At 75.6% G+C, this 17077-nt stretch carries 15 protein-coding genes; 7 read left to right on the top strand and 8 right to left on the bottom strand.

Going from position 1 to position 17077, the window contains the following annotated elements; translation table 11 throughout:
• The gene (locus OO48_RS05285; protein ID WP_033213162.1) at positions 1–2163 is read left to right on the top strand and encodes a 3-hydroxyacyl-CoA dehydrogenase NAD-binding domain-containing protein; all 2163 of its coding nucleotides are present in this window, start codon (positions 1–3) and stop codon (positions 2161–2163) included.
• Here the strand turns inward: OO48_RS05285 and OO48_RS05290 are convergent.
• The 5 genes from OO48_RS05290 to OO48_RS05305 form a co-directional block, all read right to left on the bottom strand.
• A complete protein-coding gene (locus OO48_RS05290) occupies positions 2157–2915 on the bottom strand; it encodes a MerR family transcriptional regulator (protein WP_051731775.1) in 759 nt (252 codons plus the stop codon). The genes OO48_RS05285 and OO48_RS05290 overlap by 7 nt on opposite strands.
• A gap of 81 nt (positions 2916–2996) precedes the next feature.
• Entirely contained in the window at positions 2997–4013 is a 1017-nt protein-coding gene (locus tag OO48_RS05295) for an isopenicillin N synthase family dioxygenase (RefSeq protein ID WP_033213164.1), read from the bottom strand.
• Positions 4014–4130: 117 nt separating this feature from the next.
• Positions 4131–4205 (bottom strand): putative leader peptide, encoded by a 75-nt coding sequence (locus tag OO48_RS41125; RefSeq protein ID WP_425338508.1) that lies wholly within the window; start codon positions 4203–4205, stop codon positions 4131–4133.
• Positions 4206–4259: 54 nt separating this feature from the next.
• The gene (locus OO48_RS05300; RefSeq protein WP_033213165.1) at positions 4260–4820 is read right to left on the bottom strand and encodes a DinB family protein; all 561 of its coding nucleotides are present in this window, start codon (positions 4818–4820) and stop codon (positions 4260–4262) included.
• 67 nt (positions 4821–4887) lie between these two features.
• Positions 4888–5973, bottom strand: a complete 1086-nt coding sequence (locus OO48_RS05305) for a zinc-binding alcohol dehydrogenase family protein (protein ID WP_033213232.1) — start codon at positions 5971–5973, stop codon at positions 4888–4890.
• A gap of 128 nt (positions 5974–6101) precedes the next feature.
• Between OO48_RS05305 and OO48_RS05310 the strand changes: the two genes are divergently transcribed.
• The gene (locus OO48_RS05310; RefSeq protein ID WP_033213166.1) at positions 6102–6713 is read left to right on the top strand and encodes a TetR/AcrR family transcriptional regulator; all 612 of its coding nucleotides are present in this window, start codon (positions 6102–6104) and stop codon (positions 6711–6713) included.
• Between the two features lie 16 nt (positions 6714–6729).
• Here the strand turns inward: OO48_RS05310 and OO48_RS05315 are convergent, their stop codons facing one another.
• A complete protein-coding gene (locus OO48_RS05315; protein WP_033213167.1) occupies positions 6730–6984 on the bottom strand; it encodes a hypothetical protein in 255 nt (84 codons plus the stop codon).
• A 368-nt stretch (positions 6985–7352) separates the two neighbouring features.
• On the opposite strand from OO48_RS05315, the gene OO48_RS05320 reads away from it, so the two are divergent.
• Together OO48_RS05320 and OO48_RS05325 are read left to right on the top strand one after the other, a co-directional pair.
• Positions 7353–8402, top strand: a complete 1050-nt coding sequence (locus OO48_RS05320; protein WP_033213168.1) for a zinc-binding dehydrogenase — start codon at positions 7353–7355, stop codon at positions 8400–8402.
• 77 nt (positions 8403–8479) lie between these two features.
• Positions 8480–8833: a MerR family transcriptional regulator gene (locus OO48_RS05325; RefSeq protein ID WP_033213169.1), complete on the top strand. Its 354-nt coding sequence runs from the start codon at positions 8480–8482 to the stop codon at positions 8831–8833.
• Between the two features lie 9 nt (positions 8834–8842).
• On the opposite strand, the gene OO48_RS05330 is transcribed toward OO48_RS05325, so the two are convergent.
• Positions 8843–9688 carry a hypothetical protein gene (locus OO48_RS05330; protein ID WP_033213170.1) on the bottom strand — a complete coding sequence of 282 codons (846 nt, stop codon included), beginning with the start codon at positions 9686–9688 and terminating at the stop codon, positions 8843–8845.
• A gap of 281 nt (positions 9689–9969) precedes the next feature.
• Complete coding sequence (locus tag OO48_RS05335) at positions 9970–12384, bottom strand: ATP-binding cassette domain-containing protein (RefSeq protein WP_033213171.1); 2415 nt, start codon at positions 12382–12384, stop codon at positions 9970–9972.
• 136 nt (positions 12385–12520) lie between these two features.
• Between OO48_RS05335 and OO48_RS05340 the strand changes: the two genes are divergently transcribed.
• The 3 genes from OO48_RS05340 to OO48_RS05350 all read left to right on the top strand — a co-directional run bounded on the left by OO48_RS05340 (position 12521) and on the right by OO48_RS05350 (position 17037).
• Positions 12521–14797 (top strand): hypothetical protein, encoded by a 2277-nt coding sequence (locus OO48_RS05340; RefSeq protein ID WP_157845381.1) that lies wholly within the window; start codon positions 12521–12523, stop codon positions 14795–14797.
• Entirely contained in the window at positions 14787–16127 is a 1341-nt protein-coding gene (locus OO48_RS05345; protein ID WP_245194520.1) for a hypothetical protein, read from the top strand. Before OO48_RS05340 ends, OO48_RS05345 begins: the two co-directional genes overlap by 11 nt.
• A 181-nt stretch (positions 16128–16308) precedes the next feature.
• A complete protein-coding gene (locus OO48_RS05350) occupies positions 16309–17037 on the top strand; it encodes an SDR family oxidoreductase (RefSeq protein ID WP_033213173.1) in 729 nt (242 codons plus the stop codon).
• Positions 17038–17077 lie beyond the last annotated feature (40 nt).

Here is a 17077-nt window from a genome sequence, read left to right on the forward strand (position 1 = left end):
ATGACCGACGTGAGCAGCCCCATCCGCTGGGAGCAGGACCAGGACGGCGTGGTCACCCTCGTCCTCGACGACCCCGCCCAGTCCGCCAACACCATGAACGCCGCGTTCACCGACGCGCTCGAAGCGACGGTCGAACGGCTCGCCGCCACACCGGAGTTGGCCGGCGTCATCGTCACCTCCGCGAAGAAGACCTTCTTCGCCGGCGGCGACCTCAAGATGCTCTCCGCGGCCGGGCCGGAGGACGCCGAGCGGGTCTTCACCGACTCCATGCGGATCAAGCGCGCGCTGCGCCGGCTGGAGACGCTCGGCAAGCCGGTGGTCGCCGCGATCAACGGCGCGGCCCTCGGCGGCGGCCTGGAGATCGCGCTCGCCTGCCACCACCGGATCGCCCTGGACGCCCCCGGCAGCAAGATCGGCCTGCCCGAGGTCACCCTCGGCCTGCTGCCCGGCGGCGGCGGAGTGGTGCGCACCGTGCGGATGCTCGGCATCACCGACGCCCTGCTCAAGGTGCTCCTCCAGGGGCAGCAGTACCGCCCGGCGCAGGCCCTGGAGAACGGTCTGGTGCACGAACTCGCCGACAGCGCGCAGGAGATGGACGCCAAGGCGCGCGAGTTCATCGCCGCCCACCCGACCAGCCTCCAGCCCTGGGACGCCCCGGGCCACAAGATCCCCGGCGGCACGCCCAGCACCCCCGCGTTCGCCGCCAACCTGCCCGCCTTCCCCGCCAACCTGCGCAAGCAGCTGGGCGGCGCGCCCTACCCGGCGCCGCGCAACATCCTGGCGGCGGCGGTGGAGAGCTCCCAGGTCGACGTGGACACCGCGTTCGAGATCGAGGCCAGGTACTTCACCGAACTCGCCTGCGGACCCACCTCCAAGAACATGACCAAGGCCTTCTTCTTCGACATGCAGGCCGTCAACTCCGGTGCCTCCCGCCCGAGTTCGGTGCCCGCCCGGAAGGCCGCGAAGGTCGCCGTGCTGGGCGCGGGCATGATGGGCGCGGGCATCGCCTACTCCTGCGCCAAGGCGGGCCTGGACGTCCTGCTCAAGGACGTCACCCCGGAGGCCGCCGAACGCGGAAAGGCGTACAGCGAGGGCCTGTTGGACAAGCAGGTGGCGCGCGGCCGGATGACCGGGGACGAGCGCGCCGCGTTCCTGGCCCGGATCACCCCCACCGCGGACCCCGCCGACCTGGCCGGCTGCGACACCGTCATCGAGGCGGTCTTCGAGAACCCCGAGCTCAAGCACAAGGTGTTCCAGGAGGTCCAGCACGTGGTCGCCCCCGACGCGCTGCTGTGCTCCAACACCTCCACCCTCCCGATCGGCCTGCTCGCCGAGGGCGTCGAACGGCCCGCCGACTTCATCGGACTGCACTTCTTCTCGCCCGTCGACAAGATGCCGCTGGTGGAGATCGTCCGCGGATCGCGCACCGGAGACGAGGCGCTCGCCCGGGCCTTCGACCTGGTCCGGCAGATCCGCAAGACCCCGATCGTGGTCAACGACTCCCGCGGCTTCTTCACCTCCCGGGTCATCGGCCAGTTCCTCAACGAGGGCGTCGCGATGATCGGCGAGGGCCTCGACCCGTCCTCGGTCGAGCAGGCCGCCGCCCAGGCCGGCTACCCCGCCAAGGTCCTCGCGCTGCTGGACGAACTCACCCTCACCCTGCCGCGCAAGATCCGCGACGAGACCCGCCGCGCCGTCGAGGAGGCCGGCGGCACCTGGACCCCCCACCCCGGCGAGACGGTCATGGACCGGATGCTCGACGAGTTCGACCGCCCCGGCCGCAGCGGCGGCGCCGGCTTCTACGAGTACGAGAACGGCCGCCGCACCCGGCTCTGGCCCGGCCTGCGCGAGCACTTCGTGCGCGAGGGCGCGGAGATCCCGTTCGAGGACATGAAGGAGCGGATGCTGTTCGCCGAGGCCATCGACTCGATCCGCTGCCTCGACGAGAACGTCCTCACCTCGGTCGCCGACGCCAACATCGGCTCCATCCTCGGCATCGGCTTCCCCGCCTGGACCGGCGGCGTCCTCCAGTACGTCAACGGCTACCCCGGAGGCCCGGCCGGTTTCACCGCCCGGGCCCGCGAACTCGCCGCCGCCTACGGCGAGCGCTTCACCCCGCCCGCCTCCCTGGTCGCCCTCGCCGGGAGCGGCGGCCGCTACTGACCCCCGCCGCCCGAGCCCGCCCGGTCCGCCGGGCGGGCCAACTCCTCCGCCGGGCGGGCCAACTCTTCCGCCAGCGAGCGCTGGAACGCCGTCACCAGGGCCTGCACCACCACCGGCTGGATCCGGTCGGTCAACTCGCGCATCCGCTCCAGCTCCGCGGGCTCCGGGCCGCTCTCCCGGTACGGGCGCCAGACCGTGTCCCGGAACAGCCGGTGCAGGTCGTGGGCCGTCGCCCGGCTGTGCAGCCGCACCACCGCCCGGGCCGCCAGCAGCGTCTCCAGCGGGATCGGCACGTCCAGCACCCGCACGCCCAGCGGCAGCAGGCCCGGATCGACCTTGAACACCTCCGGGTCGTCCGTGCGGTGCAGCGCGCCCATCGCGGCCAGCGAGTCCAGGTCGGCGTCCGACAGGGCCCGCCCGGTGCGCCGCTCCAGCTGGGCCCGGCTCGCCTCCTCGGCGGACTCCGGCGTCCAGGACGCGACCAGCGCCCGGTGGATCGCCAAGTCCAACTCGTTGATGTCCTGCGGTAGTTGCGCCAGGTACCGTTCGATCGCGGCCAGCGTCAGGCCCTGCCGCTGCAACTCCTCGATCAGCTCCAGCCGCCCCAGGTGCTCGGCCCCGTACCACCCTACCCGCCGCGGCCCGAGCTCCGGCGGCGGCAGCAGCCCCTTCGCGCCGTAGAAGCGCAGCGTCCGCACCGTCACCCCGGCCCGGCCCGCCAGCTCCTCCACCGTCCACCGCGGCCCGTCCACCACGCCCGACCCCTCACCCCGGCCCCACTGTGACAGCAGAAGTGTCGCACCGGCCGGGGTGGGCGGTCCATCGCCGGAAGGTCAGCCCAGCGGGAGCAGTTCGGGGTGGTGGCGCCTGGTGACCGCAGGGTGGGCTCGACTGTATCCCTTCAATTCGTTCGCTCCGAATTCCGAGTGCAGAGGATTCGAAGGATCCTGGGTGATGCCGGGGGCGTGGTGGGCGTGCGGGAAGTCGAGCGGGGCGATCTGGGCGTCCAGGCGGGGGTTGTAGAAGAACGGGACGGAGAAGCGCTCGCGGGCACCGGGCGGGGACAGGACGCGGTGGGAGGTGGCCTTGAGGTAGCCGTCGGTGGCGACTTCGAGGAGCTCGCCGAGGTTGACCACGAAGGCGCCCTCCAGCGGGGGGACGTCCAGGAAGGTGCCGTCGGGGCGTTCGACCTGGAGGCCGCCGACGGTGTCCTGGAGCAGCAGCGTGATGAAGCCGTAGTCCTTGTGGGTGCCGACGCCCTGCGGGGGGCCGTCGGGGGCGGTGCCGGGGTAGCGGACCAGCTTGAGGTGCAGGTGGGGGTGCGGGGCGAAGGCGGCGTCGTAGAAGTCGGGGCGGGCGCCGATCGAGGCGAGCAGTTCGCGCAGCAGGCGGTGGGCGACGGCGTCGAGCCGGTCGATCCAGTGCAGGGCGGCGGTGCGCAGCTCGGGCAGCGCCGGGGGCCACTGGTTCGGACCCTCCAGCCACCAGTACGCGGGCTCGCCCGGGGCCGGGACGTGCGGGGGCAGCTCGGGGCCGATGTCGAGCTGGTCGCGCCAGTCGCGGCGGCCGCCGGTGCGTTCGTCGCCGGTGCGGGTGTAGCCGCGGAAGTGCGGGGAGTTGAGGTTGCTGACGGCCAGCCGCTCGGCCTCGGGGAGGGCGAAGAAGGCGCGCATCGCGGAGGTCAGGGCGGCGGTCTCGGCGGGCGTGACGCCGTGGCCGGTGAGCTGGAAGAAGCCGACACCGGTCGCGGCCGCCCGCAACTCCTGGTGCAGGCGGGCCCGGTCGGCGGGGGTGCCGTCGGCGAGCGAGAGGTCGATGACGGGGAGGGAGTCGGGGTGCTGCTGCGTCATGGGGGTGCGTCCGCGGTGGTGGAGACCCCGGTGGGGCCGGCGGATCGCGCCGGACGGGCCGGGGAGGGCGGGGCCCGCGCGTCCGGGTGGGAGTGCGGGGGCCGGAGGGGGGTGAGGTCAGCCGGAGCGTCGACAGGACGTGCTCGTGACGCGGAGCAGGTCCACGTGGCGACGGCTGACGAGTAGGAGCACCCCACCAGGCTACAGCCACCGCCCGGAAGGCCCCGGGCGGTGGCGCGGGGCCGGTCAGTAGCCGGTGGCGCCGTCGATGCGCTCGCGCAGCAGGTCCGCGTGCCCGTTGTGGCGGGCGTACTCGGCGAGCAGGTGCACCAGGATCCGGCGCAGCGAGACCGGCTGCCCGGTGGCCTTGTGGACGCCGGTGGCGTCCAGCGAAGGAGCCTCGGCGACGATCCGGCGGGAGGTCTCGACCTGGGCGCGCCAGGTGGCGAAGGCCAGGTCGAAGTCCCCGTCGAGGCGCTCGAAGTCCTGGTTCGGGTCGTCGTCCGAGTAGTACAGCACCGGCTGGGACTCGTCCCCGGCGAACTGGATCTGCAGCCACCACTGCTCGACCCCCGCCAGGTGCCGGACCAGGCCGTGCAGGGACAGCCCGGACGGCGGCACCGGCAGCTCGGACAGGCGCCCGGCCGGGACGCCCGCGCACTTCAGCGCGAAGGTCTCGCGCTGGAAGTCGAGGTAGGAGAGCAGGATCTCCCGCTCGTCGCCGACCAGCGGCGGGTCGGTCCGGCCGGCGGCGTCGGGCCAGGCGGGGGAGAAGTTCTGCGGGGAGGTGGTGGGTTCGTCGCTCATCGCGCCAGCCTGCCAGCCGGGACCGACGACGGGCGTGCCGCGCGGACCGGACCCGCGTGTCCGGGGCTCAGAGGGTGACGACCAGCTTCTTCGCGCGGACGCCGCCCTTCAACTCCCGCAGGGCGTCGGGGACGGCGGCGAGCCCGTGGCCGACGACGGCGGCGTCCGGCGCGGCCCGGTAGGCGCCGGTGGCGAGCGCGGTCGGCAGGAAGTCGGTGTAGACGGCCGGCCCGACCTCGTTGTCCTTCAGGGTGCCGCCCCAGATGCTGCTGACCCGCACCCCGTGCCGCCGCGCCAGCCACCCCGGGAGCCGGGTGAGCACGGCGGGCTGGGCCGAGGCGATCCGCCCGCCGCCCGGGGCCCGGGCCGCGACCGGGACGGTCCGGCGCAACGAACCGGCGCCGATCGCCAGGGTGCCCGCGAGCGGGCCGTCGCCGATCAGCTCCAGCAGTTCCGCGACGGCGGTGGGGCTGTTGCGGTCGACGGCGTGGGCCGCGCCCAGGGAGCGGACGTGGTCGAAGTTGTGCGGCGAGGCGGTGGCCACCACCCGGTAGCCCGCGTTGCGGGCGAGCTGGATCGCGTTGCTCCCGACACTGGTCGAGCCGCCCCAGACGAGCACCGTCTCCCCCCGGTCGGCGGGGCCGGGGCCGGGGCCCGGGTCTGGGCCGGGGCCGCGGTCGGCGCCGGGCAGCGCGAGGCCGAGGTGGTCGTGCTGGAACAGGCCGGTCGCGGCGGTGGACAGAGCCAGCGGGAGCACGGCGGCCCGGGCGAAGGGCAGTGCGTCGGGGACGGGGGAGACCATGTGCCGCATGAGCACGACGTAGTGCTGGAAGGCGCCCTCGGCCGGACGGTTGCGGGACCGGTCCACCCCGAACGCGTGCCCGAGGACGCGGTCCCCCCGGCGCAGCCCGGTCACGGCCGGGCCCGTCTCGACCACCTCGCCCGCGACGTCCGAGCCCACCACGGCGGGGAAGGACAGCCAGGGCAGGGCGAGCCGGTACAGGAAGCCCGGTATGCCGTCGATCGGGTTCACGGCGACCGCCCGCACCCGGACGACGACCTCGCCCGCCGCCGGGGGCGTGTAGGGCGCGGGCCCCACTTCGAAGGGTGCGCCCGGCTTCGGGAGCCACAGCGCGGTGTTCCGGGGTGTCATCTCGGGCCTCTTCTCCTCGGCACGCCGGCGGGTCGGCACGTCGGCGGTCGGCGCGCCGGTGTCCGGCACCCAGAGACTAGGCAGTGACTAGAAAGTAGTCAATGACTACTTCCGGATAGGATGGGGCCATGTCCCACCGGCCCTTCCACCACGGCAACCTCCGTGCCGTGCTGCTCGAACAGGCGGAGGCGGTGCTCCGCGAACGCGGCACCGACGCGCTGTCCCTGCGGGAACTGGCCCGCGAGGCGGGCGTCAGCCACGGGGCCCCGCGCAGCCACTTCCCCGACCGGGGCGCCCTGCTCGACGCGCTCGCGGAACGCGGCTTCCTCCGGCTCGACGAGGAGATCCGCCGGGCCGCCGCCCGGGTGCGCGACGGCCGCGCGGAGGGCGGCCACGCGGAACTCCTGCGCGCGGCGGCCTCGGCCTACGTGGGCTTCGCCGTCCGGGAACCCGCGCTGCTCGACCTGATGTTCGCGACGAAGGCCGACGAACCCCCGGAGGCGGTGCGCGACGCCGCGGGGCGCCTGTTCGCCACCATGGGCGGCCTCATGGACGCGGGCGTCGCGGCGGGCGCGTACCCGGCGTCCGACGTCGCCCGGCTCACCCTGCTGCTGTCCGCGACCGTCCAGGGCATCTCGGCCCTCGTCACCTCCCGGCGGATCACGGCCGCCCGGGGCGAGGCCCTCGTCGACGACGCGGTCACCCTCCTGCTCTCCGGCGCCGCGGCGGCCGGCCGGTAGCCGGCCGCCGCGGCGCTCACCGGCGCTCCGGGCCGCGCTCCGCGTCGGAGTCCCGGTCGTCCGGCCCGGGCGCGCCGGTGCGCCGGGCGGCGTCGGCGGTGGCGTCGTAGCCCTCCTGCGGACCCCGGACGTCCGGGTCGGGCTCGCGGACGGGCCGGACGTCGGCGGCCCGGTCGCCGTAACGGCGGTCGCCCTCGGCGTCCGGCCGGGCCTCGTCCCGGTCCCGGTGCCCGGCCCGGTCCTCGGGTGCGGAGTCGCGGCGTGCGGTCATCGGTGCCTCCTCGGGGTGCGCGGCCTCGGCCCTGCGGCTACCCGGCCGCCCGGCGCACAATCCGCCGCGCCCGCCGGTCGATCGGCCAGGTCGGCGGCGGGTCGAACAACCGGCCCGACGGCGGCCCGCGACGGTCGGTCGTCCGCCGAGGTGAACCGCCGTGGATCCCGGAGCGGTGCCCGCCTCCGCCTCCGCCCGCCCGCCGCCCGCCCGCCGGTCGCCCGGCGGGCCGTCCCCCGCCGCGCCCCACCTGATCGGCGCGGTACTTGACCCTGCCCCGCGGGTCAGGGATTAGCGTTCCGGCACTTCCCGCCCGGCGCCGCCGTCGAGCCGCGCCCGGCGTTCCCCCGAGGACCTGAGGAGCCGTCATGAGTGTGCCCGCAACCGTCCGTGAGATCCGCCTCGCCCGCCGCCCGCAGGGCCGTCCGGTCGCCGCCGACCTGCTGGTGGCCGAGACGCCCGCGCCGGAGCCGGAGCCGGGCCGAGTCCTGCTGCGCAACCGGTGGTTCCTGGTCTTCCCGGGCCTGGCCACCCTGCTCGGCGACACCCCGGAGGGCTCGCCCTACCCGTCGATCGAGCCCGGCGACACCCTGTTCGGGCCCGCCGTCGCGGAGGTGGTCGAGGCCCCGGAGGGCAGCGGGCTGCACCCCGGGGACCTGGTCGCCCACGGCCAGGGCTGGCGGGAGTACGCGGCCGCCGATCCGGCGGCGCTGACCCCGCTGGACGGCGCGCTGCCCGATCCGGCGGCCCACCTGGCGCCCGGCGCGGTCGGCTACGGCGCGCTGACCCGCACCGCGCCGGTGCGCCCCGGGGACACCGTCCTGATCACCGGCGCGGCCGGAGCCGTCGGCGCGCTGGCCGGTCAGACCGCCAGACTGCTCGGCGCGGGCACCGTCCTGGGCACCACCGGCTCCCCGGCCAAGGCCGAGCGGCTGCGCCGACTCGGCTACGACACCGTGCTGGTGGACGAGCGGACCGGCGACGGGCGGGCGGACGGCCCCGGCCGCGCCGAACGCTTCGCCCGGCAGCTCGCCGAGGCCGCCCCGGAGGGCATCGACGTCCTGCTCGACACCGTCGGCGGGCACCAGGCCGAGGCCGCCCTCGCCGCCGCCCGCCCCGGCGCCCGGGCCGCCCTGGTCGGCCTGCTCTCCGGACAGTTCGGCGACACCCCGGCCGCCGACGGCTCGCTGCGCCTGGACGCCTTCCAGCTCATCGTCAAGGGCGTTCAGGTGGCCGGCTACGCGAACGCCGGGCACGCCGCCGTGGTGTCCGAGTGGCTGCCCCGCCTCGGCGGCTGGCTGCGTTCCGGCGAGATCACCTTCCCGCACGTCAAGGTGGCCGGCCTGGACCGCGCCCCGCAGGCGTTCCAGGACATGACCGAGGGCCGGTACTTCGGCACCGTCGTGGTGGAGCTGTGACCGGGTGCCGGAATGCCCGCGCCGGGCCGGTGGTTGGACGGACCACCGGTCACCGGCCATCGGGGAGGCGCACGGACATGCGGATCGGGGACGCGGCGGCCGCCGCCGGAGCCACGCCCAGGGCGCTGCGCCTGTACGAGCAGCGCGGCCTGCTGCCGCCGCCCGCCCGCAGCACCAGCGGGCAGCGGGTCTACGACGGGACGGACGTGGCCCGGGTCCGGGTGATCCGCCGGCTCCTCGCCCTCGGCCTCACCATCGAGGACCTGCGCGGCCACGCCCGGTCCTTCGACCTGCTGGCCGCCGACCCGGACCGCCGCTGCGAGAACGCCTCCGGCGGCCCGGTCGTCCGGCGCCGCCTGGCCGCGCTGGACGCCGAGATCGCCCGGCTCACCACCCTGCGCGCCGCGCTGGCCCGCTCGCTGGAGGACTGAGCCCCGCCGTCAGCCCGCGTGGTGCCGGGCCATCAGCTCGGCCTCGCGGCGCAGCGCCCCGTCCCCGGTGCGGTCGGCCGCGGCGAGCAACTCGCCGGGGAAGGCGCCCTGCAGGTCGGGGTGGTGCGCCAGCAGCCCGTAGGTGGCCCAGAGCAGGTGCTCGCGGGTCAGCGGGTCGGGGCGGTGCGGGGCGTACCAGACGTTCTCGAAGCGGGGGCGCAGCGCCGGGTCGGTGAGCAGGGTGAGCAGCCGGCCGAGGTGGCGCACCGGCAGGTCGGGGTCGAACGGGGCGGAGGCGTGCACGGCGGCCACGTACAGCGCCGGGTGCTCCTCGGTGAGCGTCTCGGCGAGGACGGCGCGGGCGCCGGTGGTGCCGGTGGCGGCGAGGGCGCGCAGCAGGGCGAGCCGGACGGACGGCTCGGTCTCGGTGCGCCACAGGCCGAGCAGGGTGGCCGGGTCGGGGGCGAGCGGGAGCGCGGCGCGGCGGACCGCCGGGTCCGGGTCGGCGAGCAGCGGCAGGGCGCCGGAGCGGTCCCGCTCGGTCAGGTCGGCGGCGGTGTTCAGCAGGCGCGCCAGCAGGACGGTCAGCGGGACGCGGGTGGCGCCCATCTCCGGGTCGGTGGCCAGCGCGAGCAGGAACGGCAGCGCGGCGCGGGCGGCGGACGGCGCGGGCCGGCCGGGCCGGGGGACGAGGCAGTGCAGCAGCGCGCAGTCCTCGGCGGGGGCGCCGGGACCGGCCAGGGCCAGCCGGCGCAGCACCCTGGGCACCATCGTCGCGGGGCTCGACCAGTGCGCGGTCTCCAGGCCCTCCCACGGCGCGGCGTCCAGTTCCGTCAGCGGCATTTCGGTGGTCATGTTCTCCCCCGTACTCCGTGGTGCCCAGTGAAGTCGTGCCCCGTGAAGATCGGCTGTCATTCTCGGCCGGGACGGTCGCGCTGTCGTGTGGATTTTCGACCGCTGGCGAAAACTTTGCCGAGGTGATGCGGAGGAGTGATGGAGCGTCACGGAAGGGATCGGGGCCGTTGCCGACCGTCGCCGCGCGGCTGCTCGGGCGCAGGTCGCGGCGACGGTCGGTGACGCGTCATCGGTGGCGCGTCACCGGTGACGGGTCATCGGTGGCGGGCACCGGCGGGGTGTCAGGCGCCCACGTACTCGGCGAGGTGCCGCCCGGTCAGCGTGCGGCGGTCGGCGACCAGCGCGGCGGGGGTGCCCTCGAAGACGATCCGGCCGCCGTCGTGGCCCGCGCCCGGGCCGAGGTCGATGATCCAGTCGGCGTGCGCCATCACCGCCTGGTGGTGCTCGACCACGATCACCGAGGTGCCGGAGTCGACCAGCCGGTCCAGCAGGCCGAGCAGTTGCTCGACGTCGGCCAGGTGCAGTCCGGCGGTCGGCTCGTCCAGCACGTAGACGCCGCCCTTCTCGGCCATCCGGGCGGCCAGCTTGAGGCGCTGGCGCTCGCCGCCGGAGAGCGTGGTGAGCGGCTGGCCCAGCGTCAGGTAGCCGAGGCCGACGTCGGAGAGCCGCTTCAGGACGGCGTGCGCGGCGGGCGTGCGGGCCTCCCCGGCGGCGAAGAACTCCTCCGCCGCGTCCACCGGCATCGCCAGCACCTCGGCGATGTCGCGCCCGCCGAGCCGGTACTCCAGCACCGCCGCCTGGAAGCGCTTTCCCTCGCACTCCTCGCAGACCGCCGCGACCCCGGCCATCATCCCCAGGTCGGTGTAGACCACGCCCGCGCCGTTGCAGGCCGGGCAGGCGCCCTCCGAGTTGGCGCTGAACAGGGCCGGCTTCACCCCGTTCGCCTTCGCGAAGGCCTTGCGGATCGGCTCCAACAGGCCCGAGTACGTCGCCGGGTTGGAACGCCGCGAGCCCCGGATCGGGCTCTGGTCGATCGCCACCACACCGTCCGGAACGGCCCCGCCCGCCAGCGCCGCGCCGCTCACCAGCGAACCGTGCACCAGCGAGCTCTTCCCCGAGCCCGCCACGCCCGTCACCACCACCAGCACGCCCAGCGGCACGTCCACGTCGACCTTCCGCAGGTTGTGCGTGTCGGCCCCGCGGATCTCCAGCACCCCGGTGGGCGTGCGCACTTCCGGCTTGAGCGAGGCCCGGTCGTCGAAGTGCCGGCCGGTGACGGTGCCGCTGGCCCGCAGCCCGTCCACGCTGCCCTCGAAGCACACCCGGCCGCCCGCCGAACCGGCGCCCGGCCCCAGGTCGACCACGTGGTCGGCGATCGCGATGGTCTCCGGCTTGTGCTCCACCACCAGCACCGTGTTGCCCTTGTCGCGCAACTGCCGCAGCAGCCCGTTCATCCGCTGGATGTCGTGCGGGTGCAGCCCGGTGGTCGGCTCGTCGAAGACGTACGTGACGTCGGTCAGCGAGGAGCCCAGGTGCCGGATCATCTTCACCCGCTGCGCCTCGCCGCCCGACAGCGTCCCGGCCGGGCGGTCCAGCGAGAGGTAGCCCAGGCCGATCCCGGTGAAGGAGTCCAGCAGCCGGCCCAGCGACTCCAGCAGCGGGCGCACCGGCGGCTCGTCCAACTCCCGTACCCAGTCGGCCAGGTCGCTGATCTGCATGGCGCAGGCGTCGGCGATCGAGATGCCCCTGACCTTCGAGGAACGGGCGTCCGCGCTCAGCCGGGTGCCGTCGCACTCCGGGCAGGTGGTGAAGGCCACCGCCCGGTCCACGAACTCGCGGACGTGCGGCTGCAGGGCGGCCCGGTCCTTGGCCAGCATCGACTTCCGGACCCGCAGCACCAGGCCCTCGTAGGTCATGTTGATGCCGGCGATCTTCATCCGGACCGGCTCCCGGTACAGGAAGTCGTGCCGCTCCCGCTCGCCGTACGCGTCGATCGCCTTGTCCGGGTCGACCAGGCCGGACTCGGTGTACAGCCGGTGGTTCCAGCCGCCCGGCTTGTAGCCCGGGATGGTCAGCGCGCCCTCGTTCAGCGACTTCGAGCCGTCGTACAGCTGCCGCAGGTCGATGTCCGAGACGCTGCCCCGCCCCTCGCAGCGCGGACACATCCCGCCCGCCCGCCCGAACGTCCGCTTCTCGGTCCGGGTGTCCTCGCCGCGCTCCACCGTGATCGCCCCGGCGCCGTGCACCGTCGGCACGTTGAAGGAGAACGCGGGCGGCGGGCCGACGTACGGGTCGCCGAGCCGGCTGAACAGGATGCGCAGCATCGCGTTGGCGTCCGTCGCGGTGCCCACCGTCGAACGCGGGTCGGCGCCCATCCGCTGCTGGTCGACGACGATCGCCGTGGTCAGGCCCTCCAGCACGTCCACCTCGGGGCGGCCCAGCGAGGGCATGAAGCCCTGGACGAAGGCGCTGTACGTCTCGTTGATCAGCCGCTGCGACTCCGCCGCGACCGTCCCGAACACCAGCGAGCTCTTCCCCGACCCCGACACCCCGGTGAACACCGTCAGCCTGCGCTTGGGCAGTTCCACGCTGACGTCCTTGAGGTTGTTCACCCGGGCCCCGTGCACCCGGATCAGGTCGTGGCCGTCCGCCGGGTGCCGCCCGTCCCCGCCGCCCGTCCGTGCCGCGCCGCTCATCGTCCTCGTCCCTCCGTCCGGCGGCGCCCGTGGCGGCGCCACCGTCCCGATCCAACCATCCGGAACCGTCACCGGTCGGTTCTCGTCCCCATCAAGCGCGGGTAAAGTGACCGGCCGAACCACCCGGGAGGCACCCATGCGGACACAGCGGCGGACACGGGACCGGGAACGGTCGACGGCGCGGACGGCCCCGGGCACCCCGGTGGCCGCCGCCGCGCTCGCCGCCGCCCTGCTGCTGCTCGGCGGTGCGGCCCCGGCCACCGCGGCCGACCCCACCGCCGCGCCGGGCGCCGCCGCCACTGCGCCCGCGTCCCCCGCCGCCGCGCCGACCGCCGCCGGACAACCGCCCGCCGGGGCGACGCAGTCCGAGCGGCTGGCCGCCGAGCTGCGCAGGAACCCGGTCTACATCTCCGCCGACCTGCCGCGTCAGGTGCCCCGCTCGCTCGCCCCCGAGTTCGCGGCCGTCGCCGGGCGCACCGGCGTGCCCACCTACGTCCTGGTGCTGCCCGACGCGGACCGGACGCTGCTCGCCCAGGTGCACGACCGCCTCGGCGTCGACGGACTGTACGTGCTGGTCGAGAAGTACGGCGGCATCACCGTCTCCGCGTTCGGCACCGACCTCCCCGCCGAGGCCGCCGCCCGGATCGTCAACCACGAGGTCCCCTACGACGCCGGGCCGCTCGCCCGCCTCACCGCCTTCGCCGACAAGGTCGTCCAGGACCGGAGCCGGGTCGAGGCCGAGGCCGACGAGACCTCCCGGAACCACGACGACTACCCCTCCCGGACGTACATCTCCTCCACCGACCGGGAGAACCAGAACCTGCTGCTCGGCCTGGCCGCGGTGCTCGTCCCCGGCCTGCTGCTCGCCCTCGGCCTGCGGTTCGCCCGCCGCCGCGACACCCCCGCCCCCGCCCGCCCCGGCCGCGTCCCCCTCGCCAAGAGCGCCGCGAAACCGCAGTTCGAGAAGGGTGCGGGCCGGCAGGGCGTCGGCCGGAAGGCGAAGGGCGCCGCCGGGCCGCGCCCGAGGCCCGCGTCCCCCTCCGCCGGGTCGTGGCGCCCCGGCGTGCTGGCGGTGACCCTGGCGGCCGCACTCGCCTCCCTGCTCGGCGTGGTGCTCGCCGCGCCCGCGGTCTTCCCGCAGACCATCGACGACCCCGACCTCACCGTCACCAGGGCCGACCTGGACGCCCGCGCCACCGAGGCCGCCGCCGCGCTCACCGCCGGCGGCGTCTACCAGGACCCCTCCGCCCCCGACCCGCTCACCGCCGAGCAGTTGGCGGCCGTCCGGCAGCGGATCGCCGACCTCGCCGCCAAGACCCCCGTCCACCTGCTGTTCACCCCCTCCGGCACCGACGACGAGAGCGCCGGCAACGGTCAGCTCCTGCTCGCCCAAGTCCGCCGGCTCACCGGCCGGGACGGCGTGTACGTGCAGGTCGACCCGGTCAACGGCTACCTCAGGCTCGCCGAGTACGCCCCCGCCGGCACGGACGTCGAGAGCCGGTTCCGGCGCGCCGACCTCGACTACCCCGACCGCAGCACCGCCTCCGACGGGTTGAGGATCCCGGAGCGGCTGAACACCGCCCTGGACGAGATCGCCGCCGCCCGGCCCACCGGCGAGCGGGGCGACGACGCCGACGACTACCCGCTGCCCGAACTGCGCAGCAACAAGCTGCCGCCGCTGTTCAGCGACGACTTCGCGCCCGGCGTCCTGCTCGGTGCCATGCTGCTCGGCATCCTGCTGCTGCTCGCCTGGGGCGCCGTCGCCGCCGCCCGGGCCGTCGTCCGCTCCCGGCGCCACCGGGCCGTCAACCCGGTCCCGGCGCAGCGCGCCGCCGGCCCCCACCGCACCGCCGCCCGGCCCACCGCCCGCCAACTGCGCGTCTGGGCCGGCGAGGACACCCGCGCCCTCGCCGCCCGCCTCGCCGCCGTCGACCAGGACGCCCCCGGCCGGGCCCGCGCCTGGGACTGCCTGGACGCCGCCGAACTCCTGCTCGGCGGGGACGGCGGACGCGCCGCCGACCCGTCCGACCTGGCCGCCGCCACCGCCCTCGCCCGGGCCGGCTTCGACGCCCTCCGGGGCCGCCCCGACCGGCAGTTGTGCCGCACCAACCCGCTGCACGGCGCCGCCGCCGGAGGCAAGGTCCCGTCCTGGTTCGACTCCGTCGACCTCAGCCCCCGGACCGCCCGCCTCTGCGCCGAATGCCACCACGACTTCCAGAACGGCGGTGCCGTCCGCACCGCCGCCGACCGCACTGCCCGCCGCGCCGAGGCCGAGAAGCGACTGCTCCACCTCCCCGACGCCGACGGCGGCGCCCCCGTCCCCTGGGACCGGTCCGGCCAGGTCCTGCCGGCCGCACTCGAAGGTCTCGACGCACTCATCCTCAGGGCCAGGGAGTCCGCCAGTGTCCAGTGACCGAACCGCCGTGCCGAACCGCCGCCCGCTGCGGAGCCCGCTGCCGGGCCCGCTGGCCGCCCTGCTGCTGGCCTGCGCCGTCCTGCTCGGCACCGGCGCCCCCGCCCGGGCGGCCGACGCCACCCCGGCCACCACGGCGACCGGCGAGAGCATCGCGGCCGCGCTCAAGACCGGCCCGGTGTACGTCGACCCGGCCTTCGCCGCCGCCGTCACCCCCCTCCAGCAGCAGCAGATCAGCGAGCAGATCGCCGCGACCGGGCTGCCGATCAAGGTGGTGCTGGTGCCGCTCCAGAAGGGCGACGCCTTCAACGGCGAAGCCAAGTCGATGGCCGCGGTGGTGCAGGAACGGCTCGGCCAGTCCCCGCTGATCCTGCTCACCAGCGACGACTACGGCAGCTGGCTCAACGGCTACGAGTGGCCCACCGGCAACGCCCACCAGGCCCGTGACGCGGCCAACGCCGTCGCCCTGATCAAGGAGCTCAAGGACGCCGGACTGGCCGCCAAGGTCGGCCGGGCGATCGAGCTGATCAGCACCGGCAAGGGCACCGAGGTCTACAAGGCCGAGGCCGAGCGCGTCGACCGCGAGTACGCGTCCCGCCCGAAGCACCAGGAGCCCTCCGACGGCTCCCCGTCCTCGTCGTCCACCGGCCCGTTCGCCGTCGCCGCGGTGCTGGTGCTCGTCCTGGTCGTCGGCGCCGCCCTGGTGGTCCGCGGCCGCCGCCGGCCCCGGCACACCGCCTTCACCTTCCCGGACGCGGTGTTCGCCGCCGACCGGGCCGCCGACGAGGCCGGGCTGCGCCGCCAGGCCGCCGACGAGGTGCTCGCCCTCGGCACCGCCCTGGAGGGCGCCGACGGCGCCACCACCCCCGGCCTCGGCCGCGCCCTGGACGCCTACGACGCGGCCGGCCGGGTCCTCGACGGCGCCGCCGGCATCCCCGACCTGGCCGGCGTGCTCGCCCTCGCCGCCGAGGGACGCGCCGCGCTCACCACCGAACCCCGGCTGCCGCTCTGCTTCTTCGACCCCCGGCACGGCACCGCCGTCCGCCGCACCACCTGGCGCCCCCTCGGCCGCCGCGAACGCGTCGACGTCGCCGTCTGCGCGGACTGCGGCCAGGCGCTCAAGGCCCGCCGCTCCCCGCAGGTCCTCGCCGTCCGCGACCAGGGCCGCACCGTTCCGTACTTCGAGGTCCCCGCCGAACGCAGCCTGTGGGCCGCCACCGGCTACGGCTCCCTGCTCTCCGGCCCGGACGACACGCTCGCCGCCCGCGTCGGCGCCGGTGAGTTCAGCCGCGCCGCGACCCGCCACCGGACCGCCGACCACCGGGACTGACCCCGGCGCCCGGCCCGTCCCGCGCACCCAGCTCGGCGCGTCCTCGTACCCGAAGCCCGGGCAGCCGCCGCCCCCGCACCGCTCCGCAGTCGCACGGCACTTCGGCTCCCGCGCCCCGACTGCTCACGTCCGCGCCGGTAGGTTCGCGCACGAGAACGGACACCACCGACGGAGGCCACCGATGGAACTGACCGACCGCGTCCTGGTCGTCACCGGCGCGGGCCGCGGCACCGGCCGCGCCCTCGCCCTGCGGGCCGGACGGCTGGGCGCCCGGGTGCTGCTGTCCGCCCGCTCCGCCGAGACGGCCCGTGCCGTCGCCGCCGAGATCGCCGCCGACAGCGGCGCACCCGCCGAGGGCCTGCCCTGCGACCTCGCCGACCCCGCCTCGGTACGGGACTTCGCCGCCGCGGTCGCCGCCCGCACCGACCGGGTCGACGTCCTGGTCAACAACGGCGCCCGCTACCTGCACGGCACCGACCTGCTGGACGCCGACGACGAGGCGGTCGCCGACACCATCGCCGCCGGCGCCACCGGCACCGTCCTGGTCACCCGGCACCTGCTGCCCCTACTGCGCGCCTCCGCCGCCGCCGACGTGGTCAACCTGGTCTCCTCCGTCGCCGAACCCCGCAACCACCGCTCCGGCTCCCACCCCGCCTTCTACGCCGCCAAGGCCGCCCAGGCGGGCTTCGCCGACGTCCTCTCCGCCCGGCTGCGCCCCGAGGGCATCCGGGTGATCTCCCTCTACCCGCCCGACTTCACCGACGCCGACCCGCTCGACCCGTCCTGGGAGACCGCCCCGCGCACCGCCGCCGACCCGCTCACCGCCCAGTCGGTCACCGACTGCGTGCTGTTCGCGATCTCCCAGCCCCGGGACTGCTTCATCCGCTCCTTCCAGTTCGAGCAGCTGTAGCGCCCCGGGGGACGAGCGACCCGCGACCGCCGACACCCGC

Source organism: Kitasatospora phosalacinea, assembly GCF_000716545.1.
In the GTDB taxonomy this organism is placed as follows: domain Bacteria; phylum Actinomycetota; class Actinomycetes; order Streptomycetales; family Streptomycetaceae; genus Kitasatospora; species Kitasatospora phosalacinea.